Annotated in this window: 19 protein-coding genes; 13 read left to right on the top strand and 6 right to left on the bottom strand. The window is 43.6% G+C overall.

Annotation, left to right across the window (positions count from 1 at the left end; translation table 11 throughout):
* Positions 1–399: 399 nt before the first annotated feature.
* Positions 400–1,440: a glycine betaine/L-proline ABC transporter substrate-binding protein ProX gene (gene proX / locus BJP37_RS03425; RefSeq protein WP_075896495.1), complete on the top strand. Its 1,041-nt coding sequence runs from the start codon at positions 400–402 to the stop codon at positions 1,438–1,440.
* Between the two features lie 471 nt (positions 1,441–1,911).
* On the opposite strand, the gene proB is transcribed toward proX, so the two are convergent.
* Positions 1,912–3,027, bottom strand: a complete 1,116-nt coding sequence (proB, locus tag BJP37_RS03420) for a glutamate 5-kinase (RefSeq protein WP_075896493.1) — start codon at positions 3,025–3,027, stop codon at positions 1,912–1,914.
* Here proB and BJP37_RS35525 point away from each other — a divergent pair.
* Positions 3,027–3,236: a hypothetical protein gene (locus BJP37_RS35525; RefSeq protein WP_143727450.1), complete on the top strand. Its 210-nt coding sequence runs from the start codon at positions 3,027–3,029 to the stop codon at positions 3,234–3,236. The genes proB and BJP37_RS35525 overlap by 1 nt on opposite strands.
* A gap of 323 nt (positions 3,237–3,559) precedes the next feature.
* The gene (locus BJP37_RS03415) at positions 3,560–4,468 is read left to right on the top strand and encodes an MBL fold metallo-hydrolase (protein ID WP_075896491.1); all 909 of its coding nucleotides are present in this window, start codon (positions 3,560–3,562) and stop codon (positions 4,466–4,468) included.
* Between the two features lie 375 nt (positions 4,469–4,843).
* On the opposite strand, the gene BJP37_RS03410 is transcribed toward BJP37_RS03415, so the two are convergent.
* Positions 4,844–5,647 (bottom strand): hypothetical protein, encoded by an 804-nt coding sequence (locus BJP37_RS03410; RefSeq protein ID WP_143727449.1) that lies wholly within the window; start codon positions 5,645–5,647, stop codon positions 4,844–4,846.
* Positions 5,648–6,810: 1,163 nt separating this feature from the next.
* Between BJP37_RS03410 and BJP37_RS03405 the strand changes: the two genes are divergently transcribed.
* The 3 genes from BJP37_RS03405 to BJP37_RS03395 are packed head-to-tail and all read left to right on the top strand — an operon-like array spanning position 6,811 to position 9,862.
* On the top strand, positions 6,811–8,106 hold the full coding sequence (locus BJP37_RS03405; protein WP_075896487.1) for an ABC transporter substrate-binding protein: 1,296 nt from the start codon (positions 6,811–6,813) through the stop codon (positions 8,104–8,106).
* A complete protein-coding gene (locus BJP37_RS03400; RefSeq protein ID WP_075896485.1) occupies positions 8,103–8,984 on the top strand; it encodes a carbohydrate ABC transporter permease in 882 nt (293 codons plus the stop codon). Before BJP37_RS03405 ends, BJP37_RS03400 begins: the two co-directional genes overlap by 4 nt.
* Positions 8,984–9,862 (top strand): carbohydrate ABC transporter permease, encoded by an 879-nt coding sequence (locus tag BJP37_RS03395; RefSeq protein ID WP_075896483.1) that lies wholly within the window; start codon positions 8,984–8,986, stop codon positions 9,860–9,862. The genes BJP37_RS03400 and BJP37_RS03395 overlap by 1 nt, the downstream gene beginning before the upstream one ends.
* On the opposite strand, the gene BJP37_RS38340 is transcribed toward BJP37_RS03395, so the two are convergent.
* Both BJP37_RS38340 and BJP37_RS03385 read right to left on the bottom strand, forming a co-directional pair.
* The gene (locus BJP37_RS38340; RefSeq protein WP_158069386.1) at positions 9,836–10,132 is read right to left on the bottom strand and encodes a hypothetical protein; all 297 of its coding nucleotides are present in this window, start codon (positions 10,130–10,132) and stop codon (positions 9,836–9,838) included. The two genes, BJP37_RS03395 and BJP37_RS38340, sit on opposite strands and share 27 nt — an antisense overlap.
* A gap of 154 nt (positions 10,133–10,286) precedes the next feature.
* Positions 10,287–11,639, bottom strand: coding sequence for an RNA-guided endonuclease InsQ/TnpB family protein (locus BJP37_RS03385; protein ID WP_070393608.1), 1,353 nt, complete (start codon positions 11,637–11,639; stop codon positions 10,287–10,289).
* A gap of 62 nt (positions 11,640–11,701) precedes the next feature.
* Here BJP37_RS03385 and BJP37_RS40690 point away from each other — a divergent pair, with 62 nt between their 5' ends.
* The 7 genes from BJP37_RS40690 (at position 11,702) to BJP37_RS03360 (ending at position 18,144) form a co-directional block, all read left to right on the top strand.
* Positions 11,702–11,869, top strand: a complete 168-nt coding sequence (locus BJP37_RS40690; RefSeq protein ID WP_168166515.1) for a hypothetical protein — start codon at positions 11,702–11,704, stop codon at positions 11,867–11,869.
* A gap of 40 nt (positions 11,870–11,909) precedes the next feature.
* Positions 11,910–12,350, top strand: a complete 441-nt coding sequence (locus BJP37_RS03380) for a four helix bundle protein (protein WP_075905714.1) — start codon at positions 11,910–11,912, stop codon at positions 12,348–12,350.
* A gap of 141 nt (positions 12,351–12,491) precedes the next feature.
* Entirely contained in the window at positions 12,492–12,809 is a 318-nt protein-coding gene (locus BJP37_RS35515) for a hypothetical protein (RefSeq protein WP_143727448.1), read from the top strand.
* 64 nt (positions 12,810–12,873) lie between these two features.
* The gene (locus BJP37_RS03375) at positions 12,874–13,956 is read left to right on the top strand and encodes an ABC transporter ATP-binding protein (protein ID WP_075896479.1); all 1,083 of its coding nucleotides are present in this window, start codon (positions 12,874–12,876) and stop codon (positions 13,954–13,956) included.
* A 547-nt stretch (positions 13,957–14,503) separates the two neighbouring features.
* Complete coding sequence (locus BJP37_RS03370; RefSeq protein ID WP_143727447.1) at positions 14,504–15,712, top strand: hypothetical protein; 1,209 nt, start codon at positions 14,504–14,506, stop codon at positions 15,710–15,712.
* Between the two features lie 121 nt (positions 15,713–15,833).
* Positions 15,834–17,300, top strand: a complete 1,467-nt coding sequence (locus tag BJP37_RS03365) for a Dyp-type peroxidase (RefSeq protein ID WP_081431048.1) — start codon at positions 15,834–15,836, stop codon at positions 17,298–17,300.
* Between the two features lie 64 nt (positions 17,301–17,364).
* Complete coding sequence (locus tag BJP37_RS03360; protein ID WP_075896475.1) at positions 17,365–18,144, top strand: hypothetical protein; 780 nt, start codon at positions 17,365–17,367, stop codon at positions 18,142–18,144.
* A gap of 319 nt (positions 18,145–18,463) precedes the next feature.
* Here the strand turns inward: BJP37_RS03360 and BJP37_RS03355 are convergent, their stop codons facing one another.
* Positions 18,464–19,525, bottom strand: a complete 1,062-nt coding sequence (locus BJP37_RS03355; RefSeq protein ID WP_075896473.1) for a catalase family protein — start codon at positions 19,523–19,525, stop codon at positions 18,464–18,466.
* A 462-nt stretch (positions 19,526–19,987) separates the two neighbouring features.
* Positions 19,988–20,779, bottom strand: coding sequence for a hypothetical protein (locus tag BJP37_RS03350; RefSeq protein WP_075896471.1), 792 nt, complete (start codon positions 20,777–20,779; stop codon positions 19,988–19,990).
* Positions 20,780–21,492: the final 713 nt, after the last annotated feature.

The following is a 21,492-nucleotide window of genomic DNA, read 5'->3' as shown; positions in this document are numbered from 1 at the left end:
AAATGCCCCATCTGAGCAAACCTCAAGCAGTGGTTTTAGGGATGGGTCGTTTTGGCATTGTGATGACCGGTTCGTGCGGACTGACCACAGTGGCGTTGCTGATTATGGGTATGGTTTCGCCCCCCTAGCCCCCCAATTCTGGGCTTTAATAAAACCAGATGATCGCGCATTCATTCCTTAATTCAGCAACGCCGTAGAGTGGGCATCCTGCCCGCTGCGCGAATCAATAGCAGTAGAGTGGGCATCCTGCCCGCCCGAAAATGAAACAGGCATTTTGCCCATTCCACCAACATGCCCATTCCACCCTATGGTCAGTAGTCGGGATTGCACCTTACGAGAATTTCAGGCAAAATCTAGCTGTAACATCCCGATAGCACTTGATCAAATAGAATCCAAGAAATGACCATCAGGAAAATTAATAAATTTATTTGTACTATCTTAGCAGCAGCTTTATGCCTCAGTTTAATCGCCTGTGAAGCACAGACCCCAAATGGCAGTCAATCCACAGCAGGTAAAGGAGTCAAGGTCAGTTCTGCATCCTCCGTTTCCACCTATGCCTTATTTGTTTCCGAAATCATCAATATTGGTTTGGAAAAGGTTGGTTATAAACCAGCTGAAATAAAACAACTTAGTATTCCATTGGCACACATTTCTGTAAGGAATGGCGACGTAGATTTCTACAGTGTTCATTGGCAAAATATACACAAAAAATTTTTTTTAGAAAACGGTGGTGACCAAAAATTAGAAAAGGTGGGAGTAATTATTTCTGATGCTTTGCAAAGCTATCAGATTGATAAAAAAACTGCTGAACAATACAAAATCACTAATTTGGAACAACTAAAAGACCCCAAGATTGCCAAACTGTTTGACTCTGATGGGGATGGCAAAGCCAACTTAACTGGTTGTAATCCAGGTTGGGGGTGTGAGTTGGTAATTGAACATCAGCTCGATGCTTACAAGTTGCGCGATACCATTGAACATGACCAAGGCAACTATGATGTTCTCTTGGCCGCCACATTGGGTCGCTATAAACAAGGACAACCGATTTTATTTTATAGCTATATTCCCCACTGGTCAGTGACAGTATTAAAGCCAGGAGAAGATACCATTAGATTAGAGGTTCCTTTTCTTTCTCTACCTAAAGAACAGGAAAATATAACAGAAAAAGATACTACTGTTGACGGAAAAAATTTAGGTGTTGGTGTCGATCAAGTTCGCGTGATAGCCAACAAGAAATTTTTAGCAGCCAATCCAGCTGCCAAACGCCTGTTTGAGTTGATGACGGTTCCGATTGAGGATGTGAATGCTGAACAAAAACTGGTACAAGATGGTGAAAATACTCCAAAAGATATTCGCCGCCATGCCGAAGAATGGGTAAAGACAAACCAGGAACTGTTTGATAGTTGGGTAGAGTCAGCCAAAGAGGCAGCCACGACTTAAAACTATCCTCAAAGGGTATATAGCGGTTTTCAATTGAGTGAGGTTTTTAGGGAACAGGGAACAGCGGATCTGGGAATAGGGAAGAGAAATATGTCTTAACCTTTACTTCGACTGCTATAAGTCTGCTGATGGGATTTTCCTCAGACTTCCAATTTTCATTAATCTCGAACTATTAAATTCTCCCGTTTGCGCAGGCTAAGGAAGGTTGATTTTAAGCACCGATCTAGTAGCGTGGCCAACGGCCAACGGCACCTCAAGCAGCGTGCGCGTAGCGCATATGCTTACGAAACCATGATTTTATTGATTGAGCACAATCTTGAGAGACATACAGTATAGCGGTTTCTAACCTAATCAGGTACAGAGTATTTTTTCCCGATTCCCGATTCCCGATTCCCGATTCCCGATTCCCGATTCCCGATTCCCGACTCCCGACTCCCGATTCCCGATTCCCTACTCCCTACTGCCTACTCCCTAATTCATCAGTACCAAATTATCCCGATGAACCACAGTTTCTGCCCCCTTGTAACCCAAAATAGTCAGGATTTGTTCGGATTTACGTCCTCGAATCTTATGTAATTCATTACTGTTGTAGTTCACCAGTCCCCTAGCAATTTCTGTACCATTGCTATCACATAGCTCTACGGCATCTGATGAGCGAAAATCCCCTTCTATGCGAGTAATACCAGCTGCTAATAGAGATTTGCCGCGATCAGAAATTGCCTTTAGCGCTCCATTATCAATATAAAGTTTCCCTACTGGCACTAAACTGTAAGCAATCCAGTGCTTGCGGGCTTTATTGGTTTGAGCTTGGGGGGCAAACTGGGTGCCCAGGGATTCTCCCTGTAAAATTCTTTCAATGTTATCTGGACGTCGTCCTTCAGTGATTACAGTTCTGACCCCAGCATTGGTAGCAATTCGGGCAGCAGCAACTTTGGTTACCATCCCACCAGTACCCCAACCAGAGCCTGAGTCATCAGCTTGTACCTCTAGTTCAGCTAATTCCTCAATGCTGTTGATTGAAATAATTGGTTCAGCATCGGGTACCTTACGGGGGTCTGCTGAGTAAAGTCTATCCACATCAGTTAGTAAAAACAACCAATCGGATTCAATCAAACTAGCTACTAGGGCGCTAAGGGTATCGTTATCACCAAATTTAAGTTCATCTACAGCTACAGTATCATTTTCATTCACCACTGGGATCACCCCCAGCTGAAGTAGTTCCCGAAAGGTAGCATAGGCATTAACATAGCAACTACGCTGTACAAAATCTCGGCGGCTGAGGAGAATCTGAGCAATAGGTTGGTTGAGGTTACTAAATAAGTCATCATATATCCGCATCAGCCGTCCTTGACCAACCGCTGCGATCGCTTGTTTGAGAGCGAGTGTATTCGGTCGTGATGTTAACCCCAGTCGCCCACAGCCAATCCCCACAGCGCCAGAGGTAACCAGTACCACTTGATGACCTTCAGAACGCAGCCGAGTCAGTGTTTCCACTAGGGCAGCAATAGTGGATAGGGCCAGCTGACCTGTTGCTGGTTGGGTTAAACTAGATGTGCCGACTTTGACAACTATCTTTTGATTGGTCATTGGTCATTACTCTGGTTTCTGTTGATCATACCTTTGAGGGGGAATCTATGTCAGGGGTAGTGTTCCTCTGGTACCACTGCCAAGGATGTGACCAAAATCACATGATTTGGTGGTGTAACTTACAAGACATTCAGGTGAATATTGCTAAGCTTTTGGGAATCATAGGAATAAGAAGTACTTGGTATCAGCCAGTACAGTTTCAGATTTAGGAACTATACTGGTAAACTTGAGCTACTTTGTATAATCGACACACCCTAGAACAACAGAGGAATTCAGTCAGCTAATCACCTCTAACCAGTAACAATCCAGGTGAGATCGTTGGTGATTTTTAGTGTGACTCTTGTGCTAAGGTGTGCTGTGCAAAGTGCTTGAATTCTAGCTAGAAAAGGTAAGGGGAAATAGGACTTCGGCTAAGGGTACTTGACTATTCTAGCTTTACCTTTGTCCCTTCCTGGATTACCATACACTGACACCCTCTTCGTCAGAAAACCCTCACTGATGAACTAACTGCAAAAGCCTGCAAGGAAAAATTATGTCTAATACCCACAACTTATTCACTATTCGTTTTTGGGGCGTCAGAGGTAGTATTGCCTGTCCAGGACCAGAAACAGTTCGGTATGGAGGCAACACACCTTGTATAGAGATGCGAGTTGGTAGTGAGCGTCTAATTTTTGATGGTGGTACAGGGTTGCGAGTTTTGGGACAGTCCCTACTCAAGGAGATGCCAGTAGAAGCTCATCTATTTTTTACCCACTCCCATTGGGACCATATTCAGGGTTTCCCTTTCTTTACCCCTGCCTTTATTAAAAGGAATTGTTTTCATATTTATGGCACCCGTGCTCCTAACGGTGCCACCATCGAGAATCGTCTAACTGATCAGATGACCCACCCAAATTTTCCGGTTCCCTTGCAAATTATGCAATCAAAAAAGGAGTTCCATGACCTTGAGATTGGAGAAACAGTCAAGATTGGTGAGATTACGATAGAAAATGCACCCTTGAACCATCCAGGTGAAGCCGTTGGCTATCGAGTTAACTGGCGAGGCTATTCAGCTGCCTACATCACTGACACAGAACATCTCGAAGAGGGTTTCGATAAAAATGTCCTGCAGCTAGCCCATAATGCGGACGTGATGATTTACGATGCTGCCTACACCGATGAAGAATACTACTCTGAGATATCGAGCAAAATGGGTTGGGGACATTCTACCTGGCAGGAAGCTATCAAAGTTGCTCGAGCTGCTAATGCCAAAAAATTAGTCATTTTCCATCATGATCCCCTGCATAATGATGATTTTTTGGACCATATCGGAGAACAGGCTGTTAAGGAGTTTTCTAATACGGTTATGGCGCGGGAAGGTCTGGCAATTGAGCTAGTGGAATCCTCTAGGTCACATCTGCTTGAGCGTAAGGATGGGAAAATGCCTCTGAGCAAAGTTTAATATAGTAATTATCAATGGGGTGAGGTACAAAATGCTGGGTTTTAGGGAGCAGGGAGCAGGGAGTAGGGAGTAGGGAGTAGGGGGAAGAAAATTGAATTTACCTCATAAGCATGATCAACAGTATGATCAAAGCTATATCATTTATAAAAATAAAATTGCCAATTACTAATTAACAATTAACTGTCATAAAATAACTGACTTGAAAAGTGATTAACTGTAATTAACATAACATGCTTGTTATAGTCATAGGCGGTCTTTTTAGAGTAAAGACCGCCTATAAAGTGCTGCGGATAGCTTTTCGTGTAGCGTGGGCATAGCACATAAGCTGTTCGCGTAGCGTGCGCATAGCGCATTAGTTGATAGCTTACTTATTATCTAAGCTGCAACTTGAGCTTGGTCAGATACTTGGGGTGCTGCTTTTAGAGATGTTTGGAGAGATTCTAGCTGAGCCGATAGGTTGTAGATTTGACTTTGGAGTGCTTCAACTAGCACAATGTCTTTCGCCAAAACTTGAGGATTTCTGATGCTTGTGGATTGTTCAGAAGCAGAAGACGTATTCTGGATGCGATCGCGAATGGGGGTTCCCCCCTGTAGCCGACTGCATCCCTTGGTGTAGCCTAAAAAAGTTTGAGCAGAGGCAAACTGATAGATTCCAGCTTTTACCTTACTCTGCTGCCATGACATCCCTAGGTTTTCAAGCACTGGTTCCTCGGTAATTACTAACGGTTCCATAACTGTTATCGGTTTCTCCATCACCACAGTCCCAGAAACCTTCTTTGCCATCGGTAAACTGGCAGCCTCAGCAAATTTTACTTCTTCATAAGCGACCACATTCTCTAGCTTCTCTTGCTTCTCTGTGTTCAGCTCGGATGTTGAAACTTGTAGTTGTTGAATTAACTTTTCCTTTTCCTGAAGAGCTTGCTCAATAGTGTCTAACTCAGACTCAATGGTAGCTGACTTCCGGGAAGAGTCGTGCCACCCAGCTAAAGTAGCATTAGATACACCTACTCCCAAACTGATTAACATCGCTAGTCCCAAGTAAGGAGCTGCCGCATCCTTGACCTTACCATGGAAAAAGAGTTCATCTTGGATGCGGATGGTGAGGGACTCTTCACCAAATATGGCTACAGGTAAGGTGAAGACACAAAAGAGTGTAGTGGAAATGAAGACTGGTGCCAAGATTAATTTTTGGATTGTAGACCCGTTCACAATTACTCCCTTAGGATAGCTACTTAAAACTCAATGACTAGTACCGTCAGCAGTCAGCAGTCAGCAGTCAGCAGTCAGCAGTCAGCTTCCAATAAACCTCTAAGGAGAGAATTTAAGAGTTCGAGATTAATTAGAATTGAAAGTCTGGGTAAAATCCCATAAGCTGAGATAACACAGATTAAACCAATGCTTACCTCTTGTCTTGATGCAAAGCGCGAGTGGGGGAAACCCCGGCATGACTGTAATGGTGCGTTTTCCGTAGGCGAATTAAATTCGCCACGGGTCGCACCTCTGCATCGCTTATTCAAAAGCTGTTCGCGTAGCGTGCGCGTAGCGCATTAACTGATAACTGATAGCTGATAGCCAAATTAAAAATGCCAACTTAAAAACGCTGATCATGTCAGCTTTTCGTTGGTTTTGAACGGTAGCCTTATTGCCAGCGTTTTGTCCTAGTTTGAACCTCAGGGGTTTGCGATCGCATCTGCGTTATGTTAGCGATTGGGTATACCTCATGTTTGATTTAAGTCGAATCCTAGGGCAACTCCATAACTTCCCTTAACTTTTAGTTATCGACTGCTCTTGGTGAGATCGGTAGATTATTTGTGTACAGAGCAAAAAAGCGCGAAAATACCTGCTATCTAGCCTGTACGTTACCTAGCCATTGAGTTCACGACCAGTACTAGAACTTGTTTAAGGTAAGCATTTAATCATGAACCAATCTAGATTAGATAAATCTTTTCTGACACCAATCGTGTTATCAACAATTATCTTTGCTCTTCTGAGCTTGCCCATAGTTTTGATCGGAGCAAAGCCGATCTGTATGAATCTCCTACAAAATCGGATAGTTGATGGTAAACTGATGAATGCTGCGACGCGCTGATTAAGGTTTCACTAAACGTAAGCATTCAGCTATCAGCGGTCAGCCGTGAGCTAAAAGCTCACCCTACGCGAACAGCCGTCAGCAGATGTAACTCAGATTTAACACATGGTTACCTGTTTTCTTGATGCAGTTGCTCATGGGGGTAATCCCCCTTTGGCGGTGCTGCAACGCCTCTTCAAAAGCACCTTAGCTTAATGCTAATAGCTGATAGCACCTCAAGTAGCGTGCGCGTAGCGCATTAGCTGACCGCTGAATGCTTACCAGTAAACTGCTTAGACCTGTCGTAATCGTGATTCTTTTGGGAATGCTGGTTGCCAGTGTGCTCCTGTCCCAGTTTTGGGCACTACCAGCACTGACCCAGCACCCTGTTAAACTCACGCTATTGATGGGAGCGGGGGAGTTTTTTGATTGGCAGGAACTACTGGTTAAGAATTTTGAGCTAGAGAATCCAGATATTCAAATCGAACTGATCGAAGGACCATTAAACTCTGACTTAACAGAAGACCTCTATACCTCTGCTTTCATTTTAGGAGACTCACCCTATGACCTGATTAACATGGACGTGATTTGGACTCCTAAGTTTGCCGCTGCAGGGTGGTTACTAGATTTATCGGACCGGGTTAGTAAGGACTATTTAAAGGAATTTCTGGATAAAGCAGTTGATTCAGGACGCTACCAGGGCAAACTATACCGGATACCATTCCGTTCCGATGGTGGTATGCTCTACTATCGTCAGGATTTGCTAGAGCAAGCTAGATTCCAAGCCCCAAAAACCTTTGAGCAGTTGGTCACCATTTCCCAACAATTGCAGGAAAACCATGATCCAAAATGGGGCTATCTTTGGCAAGGTCGTCAATATGAAGGGTTGTCAGCCATGTTTGTGGAGATACTTGCAGGGTTTGGTGGTTTCTGGGTTGATCCAGAAACCTTGGAGGTCGGTTTGGATCAACCGGAAGCGATTAAAGCTGTAGAGTTTCTGCGCAGCACCATTAAACAAGGGATTTCACCCCCTGGTGTCACTACCTATCAGGAAGAAGAAACACGACTGTTGTTTCAAAATGGGGATGCTGTATTTCTGAGGAATTGGCCCTATGTTTGGTCATTAGCAAATCAAGAGGGTTCAAAGGTTAAAGGCAAGATTGGCATTAGCCCTATGGTTCATGATCCTGGTGGCAAAGCTGGTGCTTGCTTAGGAGGTTGGGGTTTGGGAATTGCTAAATCTTCCAAACATCCTGAGGAAGCCTGGAGAGCTATTGAGTATTTCAGCAGTGAGAAAGCCCAGCGTCGGTATACTCTGGAAACTGGCTATCTGCCAACCCGACGGAAGCTGTTTGCAGACCCAGAGATTGTTGCGAAATATCCCCACTATCCAAAAATGCTAGAGGTGTTAGAGGGCGCTGTCTTGCGTCCACCAGTTGCCCAATATTCTCAGGTATCGGATATTTTACAACGGTACCTCAACGCTTTGCTAACTAATCCCAAACTCAGTGCTGAAAAAATGATGAAAGCAGCAGCTGATGAAACCCGTAGGCTGTTGTCGGTAGAATGAAAACTGATCCGATAGCAGCACAGGAGCAAAGGACAGGGTGGTTGTTGGTAACACCAGCGTTGCTACTACTCCTGCTAGTCTATGGCTATCCTATTTTGCGTTCGTTCTGGTTAAGTTTGTTCACTAAGAACCTAGGGACACAGCTACAACCGGTCTTTTCTGGTCTGAATAATTATGGGCGAATGATGGGGGATGGTCGCTTCTGGCACAGTCTCTGGAATACTGTGATTTTTACCTCAGTATCTGTTGCTCTGGAACTGGTGTTAGGAATTGCGATCGCATTAATTTTAAATCAAACCTTTAAAGGCAGGGGTATTGTGCGCACCATCGCCATCCTGCCTTGGGCCTTGCCAACTGCTTTGATCGGTCTAGTCTGGGCTTGGATGTTTAATGACCAGTTTGGGGTTTGGAATGATATCTTACTACGTCTAGGTATTATTCAAGACGGAATCAACTGGCTAGGATACCCGACAACAGCGATGATGGCAGTGATTGCCGCAGACGTTTGGAAAACTACACCCTTCATCAGCATTTTGCTCCTAGCTGGCTTGCAGTCTATTCCCCAAGACCTATACGAAGCCTATGCCCTAGATGGTGCTACACCCTGGCAAAGTTTCAAGGAAATTACTCTACCGCTATTGACGCCCCAAATCCTAATTTCCCTACTGTTCCGCTTTGCCCAAGCATTCGGAGTCTTCGACCTGATCAAAGTGATGACTGGAGGTGGTCCGGGAGGAGCTACAGAAGTTGTATCTCTCTACATCTATACCACTGTCATGGATTATCTAGACTTTGGTTATGGTGCTGCCCTGGTGGTAGTAACCTTTTTGATACTGGTAACCACGGTAGCAATTATAGCGCTAGGCTCACGGAACTAATGACTATTCTGCCTAACTCTTCATCTCCTCAACCAAAAACAAAACAAATTAACATTATCAAACTAATTATCCTGCCCCTAGGAATCATCTTATTGGTAATTTTCTGCCTAGCACCACTGCTCTGGCAATTCCTAACTTCCATCAAAGTCAATCAAGATATTTCTTCCCTTCCTAATATTTATTTTCCCACACGGTATACCCTTGACCACTATATAAACTTATTTACCAGCCGTCCCCTAGTCCACTATATTTTCAATAGCGCCTTTGTATCCATCGCTTCCACACTATTGTGTTTAGGGATAGGAACTCCCGCTGCTTACGCCTTAGCACGGTTAACCCTAAGGGGAGAAAAAATTATCCTTGCTGGAATTATAATTATTACCTTATTTCCCTTTATTTTGATATTCCTAGGACTCCTGGAAATTATCCAGATTCTTAAACTAGGAAATAATTATATAAGCCTGATTGTTTCCTATACAGCTATCAACCTTCCTCTCACCCTATTAGTGATGCGAAGTTTTTTTCAACAGCTACCGCGAGAGCTAGAAGATGCTGCTAAAGTTGATGGCTATAGCACCTGGCAAATGCTAATCCAAATTTTGTTACCCCTAACCGTTCCAGCTTTAGTAACCACAGGAATACTTACCTTTATTTTTGCTTGGAATGAATTTATTTTATCCCTCACTTTTATTAGCCAAGAATCCATGAAAACCCTTCCCGTTGCTGCCGCTCAGTTAAGTGGTTCTCTGGGGAAAGAGATTCCCTACGGTGCGATTGCGGCTATGACAGTTATAGGAACATTTCCCCTAGTGGTATTAGTAATGTTTTTCCAAGGTAAAATTGTCCAAGGTTTAACATCGGGAGCAGTTAAGGGTTAACTCTTTGGAGGTTGAAGGTTTGGAGGGTTGGAGGTTGAAGGTTTGGAGGGTTGGAGGTTGAAGGTTGGAGGTTGAAGGTTGAAGGTTGAAGGTTGAAGGTTGGAGGTTGAAGGTTGGAGGTTGGAGGTTGGAGGTTGTTTGGTTGGAGGGTTGTTTGGTTGTTTGGTTGGAGGTTGTTTGGTTGGAGGGTTGTTTGGTTGGAGGTTGTTTGGTTGGAGGTTGTTTGGTTGAAGGTTGGAGGTTGAACGCGATCGCGTGGCCAAAGGCCAAGGTTTGGAGGGTTGGAGGTTGTTCGGCCTTGGCGTTCTTTGTAGGGAAGGTTTTAAGATTGAATTTTTTAAGATTGAATCTTTTCAGTTTGAAAGAGTATGGGAACTTTGAACCTCCCCAACCTAAGAGGATGGGGATTCCCAGGCACAACCAACTAAGTGGCTGTTCTCTCCATGGGCGTAACTTTCCCCCGCACCGGAGGTAGCTGGATAGGGTTAATCCCCAGTTTTTCAAGACCCCGAATTTTTATGTTTACTGCACCATTGATATCTGCGTCGTCGTAGTGACCACAATTGGTGCATACAAACTTTTCTTTTTTTCTGTTTTCTTTACTCGTGTGGTGACATTTTGGGCACCTCTGAGATGTGTGCTTGGGATTTATTTTTACAACTGGAATGCCTGACTTTGCAGCCACAACTTCGATTTTTTTAACCAGTTCACCCCAAGCGGCATTAGATATTGCACGATTCAGTCCTTTTTTGGCTGATTGACCGTTGCGGTCATATTCACCATTGTTATTGGGTTTAGGCTTGCAGCGAGCCTTCATCCCTTTGACATTTAAGTCTTCAAAGACAAGAGCATCAGCTTCATTTACTATCTTTTTTGCTGTTTCCCAGTGATAGGCATTTCGTTTATCGGTTATACGATCGTAAAGAGATGCAACTCTAGAGTAGGCTTTTCTTCTGTTTTTAGAACCTTTCTTTTTCTTACTAGCAGATCTTTGCCTTATTTTTAGACGCCTTTCTCTACGCTTAAATGGCAACCCTTGAGCCTGGTTTGATACTATCTCACCATCAGAAATGCTAACAAGCTTCTTTATACCTAAGTCACACCCTTTGACTCGATCAGGGGAAATTTCCTCTTTAGTCTTTACTGGTGGAGTTGGTACCGTTTTATCTTCAATTTGGAGACTCACGAACCATCCACGAGCCTTGCGTCGGACAGTGACAGATTTTAAAACAAACCCTTCGGGGATAGGACGGGAATTATGAAAACCCATCCAGCCAATACCAGGCAAGTAAATCCGGTCGCCATCTAACTTGACCTGCCCAGGAGAATATTTGAAGCTTCTGAATCTAGATCTTCTTTTAGGCTTAGGATATCCCGTTTCTCCTTTGAAAAACTTAGAGAAAGCTACATCTAGTTGTCTCAATGTCTGTTGCAAGACAGTTGAATTGATAGCTTTGTACCAAGGTCTCTCTTTCTTTAGTATGGGAAGATTCGAACTTTGAGCTTCATAAGCGTTTCTTCTAGGATTATTTTTGTGGTTTTTCCAGGGATAGCCAATTGAATGCGACTTACTAACAGAACAAGTTAATGGACACACCTCTCCCTTACTTTTTAGATCGCAGTAGTTACCCAGTCTAGGGGCTTTCGCTTGATCATAAGAATCGATTCTGTCTCTAAGTAGGTAGTTGTACTGTGAGCGCAACATATCTAGCCAGTTAGACATCGTGGCTTCTTGTTGTCGGCTAGGTTTGAGTTTGTTGGTGTATCCAAGCTGCATGATTCGACCTTTTTATCCGTGCTATATTGATTATAGCTTTTAGAAATACTGATGTCAATAGCATGACCAAAAAAACTGGACGACCTCCAATACATGGAGAGGCTAAAAAAGCACGCACTGTTAGGACTACGGAAGCGGCTTGGAATGGCTTGAAAAACATGGCAAGTAAGGCTGGCTTGACTCTATCGGAGTATTTGGAAGCCTTGGGGAAAACTGGCTTATTGCCATAGGTATTGCTTGAGGGAAAAATTCATCCCCATCCTAAGAGGAGTGGGGTATTCTTTTTCCCTCAAACTCCCTTATTCGATAAAACGATTTGAAGAAATTGAGGGATGGCAGACAGCACGGGAGTTAACAAGGTTGGTTTACGCACTGTCAAAGGAGGGAGAGTTTTCCCGTGATTTTGGTTTGTGTAACCAGATGCGTCGTGCAGCGGTTTCGATTATGTCAAATATTGCTGAGGGTTTTGAGAGTCGGACACAACGTCTTTTTATTGAGTTCTTAGGTCGAGCTAGAGGCTCTGCGGGTGAACTACGTTCTCAAGCCTATGTTGCTCTTGATGCTGGTTACATTCATCAATCTCAGTTTACACAACTATTTGATCTATGCCAGAAGTGCAGCCGACAAATTACAGGCTTCATGGCATATCTAAAAACCTACCCTGATCAAAACCGACTCCGCGAGGATGAAGGAGATTATCGTATTGATTGACAATTTTGAAACTTGACTCCCCTGAGATCGTTTCTATTTGCATCTGAATTGTAAACATTGATGGTAGATGGAAAGACAGTAGAATTTTCCCGCGAATTTTGCCTAATTGCAAAAGCCATCTAGCGCGGTCTTGGGGAGGCAATGCCCTATTGGGGAAGTAATGCGATCGCGCTTTTCCCCACACACCTCCAAAACCATCAACCAGCTAACCTTCAACCAGCTAACCTTCAACCTCCCAACCTTCAACCTCCCAACCTCCCAACCTCCCAACCTCCCAACCTCCCAACCTCCCAACCTTGGCCTTTGGCCACGCGATCGCGTTCAACCAAACAACCTTCAACCTTCAACCAGCTAACCTTCAACCAGCTAACCTTCAACCAGCTAACCTTCAACCAAATAACCTTAAACCTTCAACCTCCCAACCTTCAACCAGCTAACCTTCAACCTTCAACCAGCTAAGCTTCAACCTCCCAACCTTCAACCTTCAACCTCCCAACCTTCAACCTCCAAACCTCCAGATAGTATGGCTAAACTAGAGCTACATAATATTAATAAAATCTACAAGACTAACAAGGGTAATGTCATCCCAGTTAAAGACATTAGCTTAGAGATGGATGAAGGAGAATTTCTTACCCTACTTGGGCCATCGGGATGTGGTAAATCTACGATGCTGCGACTAATTGCTGGGTTAGAGCAACCCACCCATGGCAAAGTAGTTATCAATGGACGGGATGTTACTGATGTCAGACCAGGCGATCGCAATATTGCTATGGTTTTTCAAAGCTATGCTCTCTATCCTCATATGACCGTATATGACAATATGGCAGCTAGTCTGAAACTCCATAAGGTTCCTTCTGAGCAAATTCGGAGCCTGGTGCAGGAGGTAGCGAATAAACTGGGATTGGAAAATTTGATGGAGCGCAAGCCTAGTCAGCTATCTGGTGGTCAGCGCCAGCGGGTGGCTCTGGGCAGGGCATTGGTGCGCCAACCGGCTGTATTTTTGTTGGACGAACCTCTGAGTAACTTGGATGCTTTGCTGCGAGAGCAAGTTAGGGCGGATTTGAAGCAGCTATTTGTTGCTCAAAAGGCACCAGTGGTTTATGTGACTCATGACCAAACCGAAGCAATGACCCTCTCAACTAAGATTGCTGTGTTATCTGAGGGTAAGCTGCAACAGCTAGATACACCCCAGGGCATTTACAACCAGCCAGCAAATCAGTTTGTAGCTAGTTTTGTGGGTTCTCCCCAAATGAACTTACTGACACTTGACTGTCAGGGGAATTATGCCCTCTTGGGTGAGGTCAAAATTTCTTTGCCAAATTTGCCTCAAGTTCCGCCACAGATTGTCCTAGGTATCCGTCCAGAAGATGTCGCCCTAGCTCAACCTGAGGATAAATATAGGATTGAGGGTAGAATCTACCTCGTGGAAAATCTAGGCATGCATAATTTAATTAGTGTTAGGGTTAAAGGGTCAGACTCTCTCAGCATCCGGGCGTTATTACCTAATAATTTAACTTGGGAAACAGAAGAGGTTACCCTAGCGATACCACCCCAGTCGATTCACTGGTTTGATAGTGAAACATGCGATCGCATAGCGTCTCTTTAGAGCATCCCGTAGCAGCTCTTTGAAAGGATGACATTTTCACCTAACTTTACACACTATAGCAGAAATAATTAGCTAAAAATATTAAGAAATATGTATAAAATGGAGCCCTCGCAAGGAGAGGACAGCGACCAGAGGACAGTAATGTAAACAATAATGTAAACAATGTTTATATTTTGACAGTTAAAACTAATTTTGATAAACTAAATAGGTAGGGTATAGTTAATGATGATTGTCATCAAGTTCCAGTCACAGGGTAAACGCATCTTGTCAATAAACCCGGGATACTTCTCAATAAACCCTGCCTTATTGTGCTGATTGACAAGGCATTTTTCACATATAGTGTTTATTTAATTAATAAAACACTATATTATATAGGACTCAGAAAATTAGATGCGTTTACCATGGTTCCAGTCATACCAATTCGTCAAGGCTCTATAGTCTAAAGGTAGATAGGGTTAAACGCGATCGCTAAACCGTAAGCTAAACCATAAACTTAGTTTCGCCCAAAACCCATTATTAATTAATAATCCTTGAAATGGAGGGCAAAATGTCCCCAAACCCCCTGACTGTTATTGTCAAGATCAAGCCTGGAGAAGAGGCAAATATAAAATCACTTCTCGAAGCAATTGACTCGGATCCAGCAAATAATCCCTATGTTCGCTTTCCTGAGAGCCGTCAAACCCACTTGGCGCGTTTTGCCATCCTCAATGATCCTGATAATGGACCGCGCTTGCTCTTTTCCAGTAATTATGATGGTGACTTAGATAGCTACCTAAATGAACTAATTCAGATATCACCAGGAATGGATAGCCTATGGGAAAAATGCCAAGGCTATACCGGCAAGGCACAATTCTCTGAGTTTATTAACCAACACTCCTATCAGCCCGAAGCTTTCTACATCGCCTTTCGTAATGAAACAGTCGAAAGCCTCAAGAACTACATCGCAATTCGGAAACATATTGAAAATTTATTAAATCTGAAGGATGTAGATAATTACCTAGATTGTTCAGGAGTCAAGCCATTTTTAGATAAAGTTGCCCAGGTTTCTCAAACTAATACCTGGTGGGAAGTTGTGGGATTGAATGGATTAAAACTATTGAGAGGATTGGTAGCTCTGGGTCAAGGGATATTGAACTTAATTCGCCAAATCCTGTTGGTTATAATAAATTTTCTGGCTAGCATACTGGGCAAACCGGAAAATACAAGTGAAATTGGACAATATACTAGTGTGAAAGCTGATCTCGCTCAAAGTCAGCTTCTGGCCAACGCAGAAGATCGTTTTGTTCAGAACTCAATGAATCACCTTGTAGACATTAAGCCTGAGCGAATGAAGCGTCTGAAGATAGTATTGTTTCTAGTTAATTGGGCTGGACAATATCTATTTCCACCAGCATCCCTAGTTAATATCACTACAATTCATTTTGCCCGTTGGCTGATTATTGATGAAGGGAAACGTTTACTATTTTTAAGTAATTATGATGGCTCCTGGGATAATTATCTGAATGATTTTGTTGATCGAGCCAGCGACGGATTAAACTCCATTTGGAACAATACAATGACTTATCCAGAGGGAGGCGCTCAGGATATTGGGGCGTTCAAACAATATTTCCGAGATTACCAAACCCCATCCCTATTCTACTACAGTGCCTATCCTGAGCAAACTGTCCAAACTAGTTTGAGAGACCAACAAATTAGCAAAATGATCGGGACAAATTTTAATCGAGCTGCGATTGAGGAATGGTTAAAACTGCTCTAACGGTTTGTTTATAACAGTTTGTTGAAAGAGCTACTGAATAGAATAATTAATCGTCAGCTGGATGCAGCGATAACTCAGAGATAACTCTGTAACTCTAAACCCAGAAACGAGGGAAGTGACCATGTCAGAATTAACGCCAGAAGCACGGGAAGATATTCAGGGAATGATATTGAGTGGTTATGGGCATCTACGCTATGCCTTATATTTATTTGTTCAAATCAAGAACCCTAAACAAGCTCAGGCATGGTTAAAGACTATTCTCCCGGAAATCACCACAGCTAAATTGTGGCCAAAACGACCAGATGGAACCACGGAAAAACCTGAATATACCTTGAATATTGCCTTTACCCACAAAGGATTGCAAGCTCTTAACCTACCACAGCACACTCTCGAAACATTTTCCAGGGAATTAATCGAAGGGATAGCTACTTCAAAACGTTCTCGTATATTAGGAGATACGGCAGAAAGCGCTCCAGATCAATGGGATGTCGGTGGAGCAAATAATGAAGAGATTCATATGCTGTTGATCCTTTATGGATTAGACCCCGAAAGCCTCGCCCAGCAGCGCAACCAATTGCTTCAAGATCAAGACGATAGTCTAGTGGTTGTGGCAGAAGAGCCTGGGTTTAGAGCTCCTAGTAATAAGGAGCATTTCGGTTTTAACGACAGTATTTCCCAGCCGATCATTGAGGGGACTCGAAACAACCAAAACCCTAATCAAGATGTGGTTAAGACTGGAGAGTTTATCCTGGGCTATCCAAATCAATACGATTTCTTGCCTGCTACCCCATCTGTGCCAGTAGACCAGGATAGTGATAACATCTTGCCCAGTTTTCCAGGTACAGAGCTGTCAGAGTTCAAAGATTTCGGACGTCATGGAACTTACTTGGTATACCGGAAGCTAGCCCAGGATGTAGCTGGCTTTTGGCAATATATTGCCCAACAAGGACATGATGGCGAGGGTTGTCCCCATGCTCCAACCATGAGCTTGCTTGCCGCTAAGTTAGTAGGACGTTGGCCCAGTGGTACCCCCCTAGTGCTTGCCCCAGACCAGGATAACCCAGAGATTCAGGACAAGAATCAGTTCAAGTACTTACCAGAAGATAAGGAGGGTTATCGTTGCCCCATCGGTGCTCACATCCGTCGTAGCAACCCCAGAGATTCCTTTCTAGATGCGACCCCAGAGGATTCCTTTAAACTATCCAATCGGCATCGGATTATTCGACGGGGGGCTATTTACGGAGAACCTCTATTCCCCATCGATCATATCGAAAACGGTGAGTTGCCTGTGGATATCGAGGATGATGGCAAGCCCCGGGGACTGCATTTCTTCAGTATTAATGCTAATATTAGGCGTCAATTTGAGTTTCTTCAGGAAACTTGGTGTAACAATCCTCGATTTAACAGTTTATATGATAACAAAGACCCGATCATCGGAGATAATGACGGTTCTGGTCATATGACCATTCAGCGTTCACTGATTCGTAAACGAATTAATAACCTACCTCGATTTGTAACCGTCAAGGGGGGTGGATACTTTTTTATGCCAAGTATCACCGCCATGCAATTTATGGTTAATTGTGGTTAAATTGTCCAATGCCAGACCTGTTCAAAACTACTATAGTGCATCTAAATAGTGCATCTAAACTATTATGATTCCATTTGCTCTAACCTTTGCAGCAGTTTTTTCCCTGGAAATTGGGTTGATCTCCGTGTTAACCGTAATGCCTCAGCTCGGTAAGCTAGGCAAGACTATCTCGGAATCCTTTATCCAAGCCCCTGGGCTGGACGTGATCTTATCAGTGATAGTGTGGATTCCTTGGGTGATCAGTGGACTACTTTTAGGCTGGGTGGGGGTTTTGGCTGCCCTAGTGGGTCAAATATTAGCGCTACAGTTGTGGATTGTTGCTCATGAATTAGTCCATTCTGAGGCAGTAAAAGGACCGAGAATTGTTAGCTACCTCAATCAGCGGTTTGGCTGGTGGCGAAACCACTTGGCATTATGGGTGACAGCTGTCAGTGTGCCAGTGTTTTTTTTGATTCGCCTTGCTGAAATAGCCTTGTATCCATTCCTAATCTGGTTACTCGGCTTCCCAAGTTACAAGCACAGTGAATGGGTCAATGTCAGTCGCCAGAAGTTTGAAGGCTTAGTTGGTCATGATCTAATTTGGTGCCTTTACTGTGACTGGATGACTGGGGTGTATTCCCTTGGTGCTGAAATGTTGAGGAATGTCGAATCTTTCTGGTGTCCGATCCGCTTTTACAATGACAAAAAGTGCGAGAACTGTCGGCTCGATTTCCCAGATATCGATGGCGGTTGGGTTGCCCAAGACGCAACCATGGGAGACGTTGTACAAACAATAGAAGACAATATGCCTAGCGATCGCCAATGGACATGGTTTGGTCACCCAGATCGAGGGAATAGGGAGTAGGGAGTAGGGAGTAGGGAGTAGGGAGTAGGGAGTAGGGAGTAGGGAGTAGGGAGTAGGGAGTAGGGAGTAGGGAGTAGGGAGTAGGGAGTAGGGAGTAGGGAGTAGGGAGTAGGGAGTAGGGAGTAGGGAGTAGGGAGTAGGGAGTAGGGAGTAGGGAGTAGGGAGTAGGGAGTAGGGAGTAGGGAGTAGGGAGTAGGGAGTAGGGAGTAGGGAGTAGGGAGTAGGGAGTAGGGAGTAGGGAGTAGGGAGTAGGGAGTAGGGAGTAGGGAGTAGNTCCCGACTCCCGACTCCCGACTCCCGACTCCCGACTCCCTACTCCCTACTTCGGCAAGACGTCTAGGGGAAAAATCGAGAAAAATTCTTCTGTTGTCGGTTCTTTATGGGGGACATTATTCAGTCGGTTTCGTAGCCGAGAAATTAACTCGTAAACCTGTTTGCGAGGACGGTTAATTCCCCCTAAAGGTCTATGCTCTGGTAGAGAATGCCATGGTGTATAGGACAAATTCTCACAAAATTTTATTTGCTCAGGGGATTCAAAGGTCTGAGCAGGAATCTTGAGAGTAGCTACTTTTTGATAGGGTGATTTCCAATCGATGGTGGGGTCTTCAATTGGCATCTTATCAGCATCGGTCTGAAACTGAATTAAGAAATCAAAGCAAGCTTCTTTATTGTTGAGATGTTCTCGGATTGCGTCGCGAAGATAGTTTTCTGTTTTAGGAATCGACTTAGAACTAGTTGAGATATTATCAGGAGAAGGCTTCAGGGAGAATTTAATCGCTCCTGACCCATATTTGTATGGAGTTGTACTCCAATATTGAGATTCTAATGGACTGCGAATCTTAGACAACCGAATCCGTAGTCCGATCTGGATCTCACGCCAGCGCCATTTAAATGGATTAAGTCCAGTTATGAAAAACTTTATGGGATTCCGGCTTCCAGAACGTTCAATTTCTGCAAAAAACTCAATGTAGTCTTTGGCATTGCGAACTACGAAAAGCGGGTGGTCTATTAGCAAAAAATCTTGGGTTTCTTCATATTTTTCATCCTCCAAGACTTTGTCTCCTGGTACACCCATCAGTTTAACCGCCATACCATGGGCATCACCTTTGGTATCCTTCTGCTCACTGAAATTTGAGAAGCGAATACAAGCGGGGAAACGCTTACCTGGTTCTTTAAAAATACCAACTCTAATCTTATCATCGTTAGGGAGGTTAGGGTCAATGATAAATTCTCCTCTAACACAACCATGAGCTTTGGGATGTTCTCCCCGTTTTACAGGAGGATGTTTGTCAATAAGTCGTTCACTGATTTGAGCAATTTCACGAGTAGCTTCTTCTTCATCCGGCGGTACGTTTTCCTGACCAATTTCTAATTGAGTCATCGGTTTCGCCTCTTTTACTCCTTTGGCTTTTTAGTATTATAGCATCAGGGTAGGGAGTAGGGAGTCGGGAGTCGGGAGTCGGGAGTCGGGAGTCGGGAGTCGTATTTAGTTTTATCGTTTGTTTTTTAAGTATTAGTTATATGTAAGCTATCAGCTATCAGCTATCAGGCGAGAGAACTCCAGGGGGTCGGATTAGTAAAACGAGCAGGAATTATCAAGAAGCCTTAGCAGCATCCCGCAGCTTTTTGACTACCTCCCGTTAATGAGCTGATAGCTGAATGCTGTTCGCGTAGCGTGCGCGTAGCGCATTAGCTGAATGCTTATAGTAAAGGTTGTTTGCTAATCCTAGATTTGTTCTATTGGGATTAATCCTTGGTGGGCAGTGTCTAGTAATTTGATTGGCTTGGTGATCTGATTTGTCTCAACCACTGCCCACCCTACCTTAGCTTACTACGTTAATGTTTAAGCAATGCTTAACCAAGTAGTAGCAAAGAAGTTATCTGTATTATTCCAAAGTTCAACTAGATCAGACTGAGCATCACCATTTACATCGGTAACTAAGTAATCAGTATCGACTCGAAAGTCCCCTACTTGTGTATTACTGCCGAGGCTAAATCCACCCAGACCATCACTAATCCAAGTCGCAGCAAAGAAATTATCTGTATTATTCCAAAGTTCGACTAGATCAGACTGAGCATCACCATTTACATCGGTGACTAAGTAATCAGTATCGACTCGAAAGTCCCCTACTCTGGTATTACCGCCGAAATCAAATTCACCCTGACCATCACTAATCCAAGTCGCAGCAAAGAAACTATCTGTATCATTCCAAAGCTCGACTAGATCAGACTCACCATCGCCATTTACATCGGTGACTAAGTAATTAGTATCGACTCGAAAGTCCCCTACTCTGGTATTACCCCCTAAGTCAAATTCACCGTTACCATCACTAATCCAAGTCGCCGCAAAGAAACTATCTGTATCATTCCAAAGCTCGACTAGATCAGAGTCACCATCGCCATTTACATCGGTGACTAAGTAATTAGTATCGACTCGAAAGTCCCCGACTCTGGTATTACCGCCGAGCGTAAATCCACCCTGACCATTACTAATCCAAGTAGCAGCAAAGAAACTATCTGTATCATTCCAAAGCTCGACTAGATCAGACTGACCATCGCCATTTACATCGGTAACTAAGTAATCAGTATCGACTCGAAAGTCCCCGACTTTAGTTGTTGAACCTAGAGAAAACATTGAAGTCGCACTCCTGTCATATGATTGACACGTTAAATCCAGTACTGCAATCGTACTTTGATACTCCCCGCTCTCAAGGGGGATTCTTGGCTCACGGATTCGACTTGCTATGACAGGTTTACACCAACCACAGTAGAGGTCAAATCTCCGCCAGTGTTTAGATATCTAATCCTACTTCCGGTGTGGCACACCGTGTTTGATAGATTACCAACATATTTATATAATATCTAATTTAACTTAGGCTTGACAGTTTTATTTAAGAAAAATTAAGTTAAGTTAATTTACGGCTGTTTGCATAAATAAGAATTACAGTAACAATAAGGTGCCCTTGAGCCATTAATAATTAAATTCGCGCTTTGGTGCGCACCGCCAGGAACGGGTAAGATGCCCATTCCACACAAGATACCTATGCCACCAAAAGATACCCATTCTATAGAAAATAACCATTCCATAAACTCTTAATAATATCCCGCATTTATGCAATATAAAACAACGTGATGATCTGAAATATAGGTTACAAAAACGCGATGAAGCAAAGCTTACGCTAAAAGCGATCGCATTCCTTAATCCGTACATTTTCTTCCAATTACCCCTCTCGAAAAAAATCCTAAAATCCCTTGACAAAAAAAATAATAATAGTTATGATTATGGTTATAAGCCTTAAAACGTTTTTTTTACTATGTCTGACAACTTCCGCCCTAACCCAGAAAACA

It is taken from the genome of Moorena bouillonii PNG, from assembly GCF_001942495.1.
GTDB lineage: Bacteria > Cyanobacteriota > Cyanobacteriia > Cyanobacteriales > Coleofasciculaceae > Moorena > Moorena bouillonii.
This window is presented reverse-complemented; position numbering and strand designations above follow the sequence as displayed.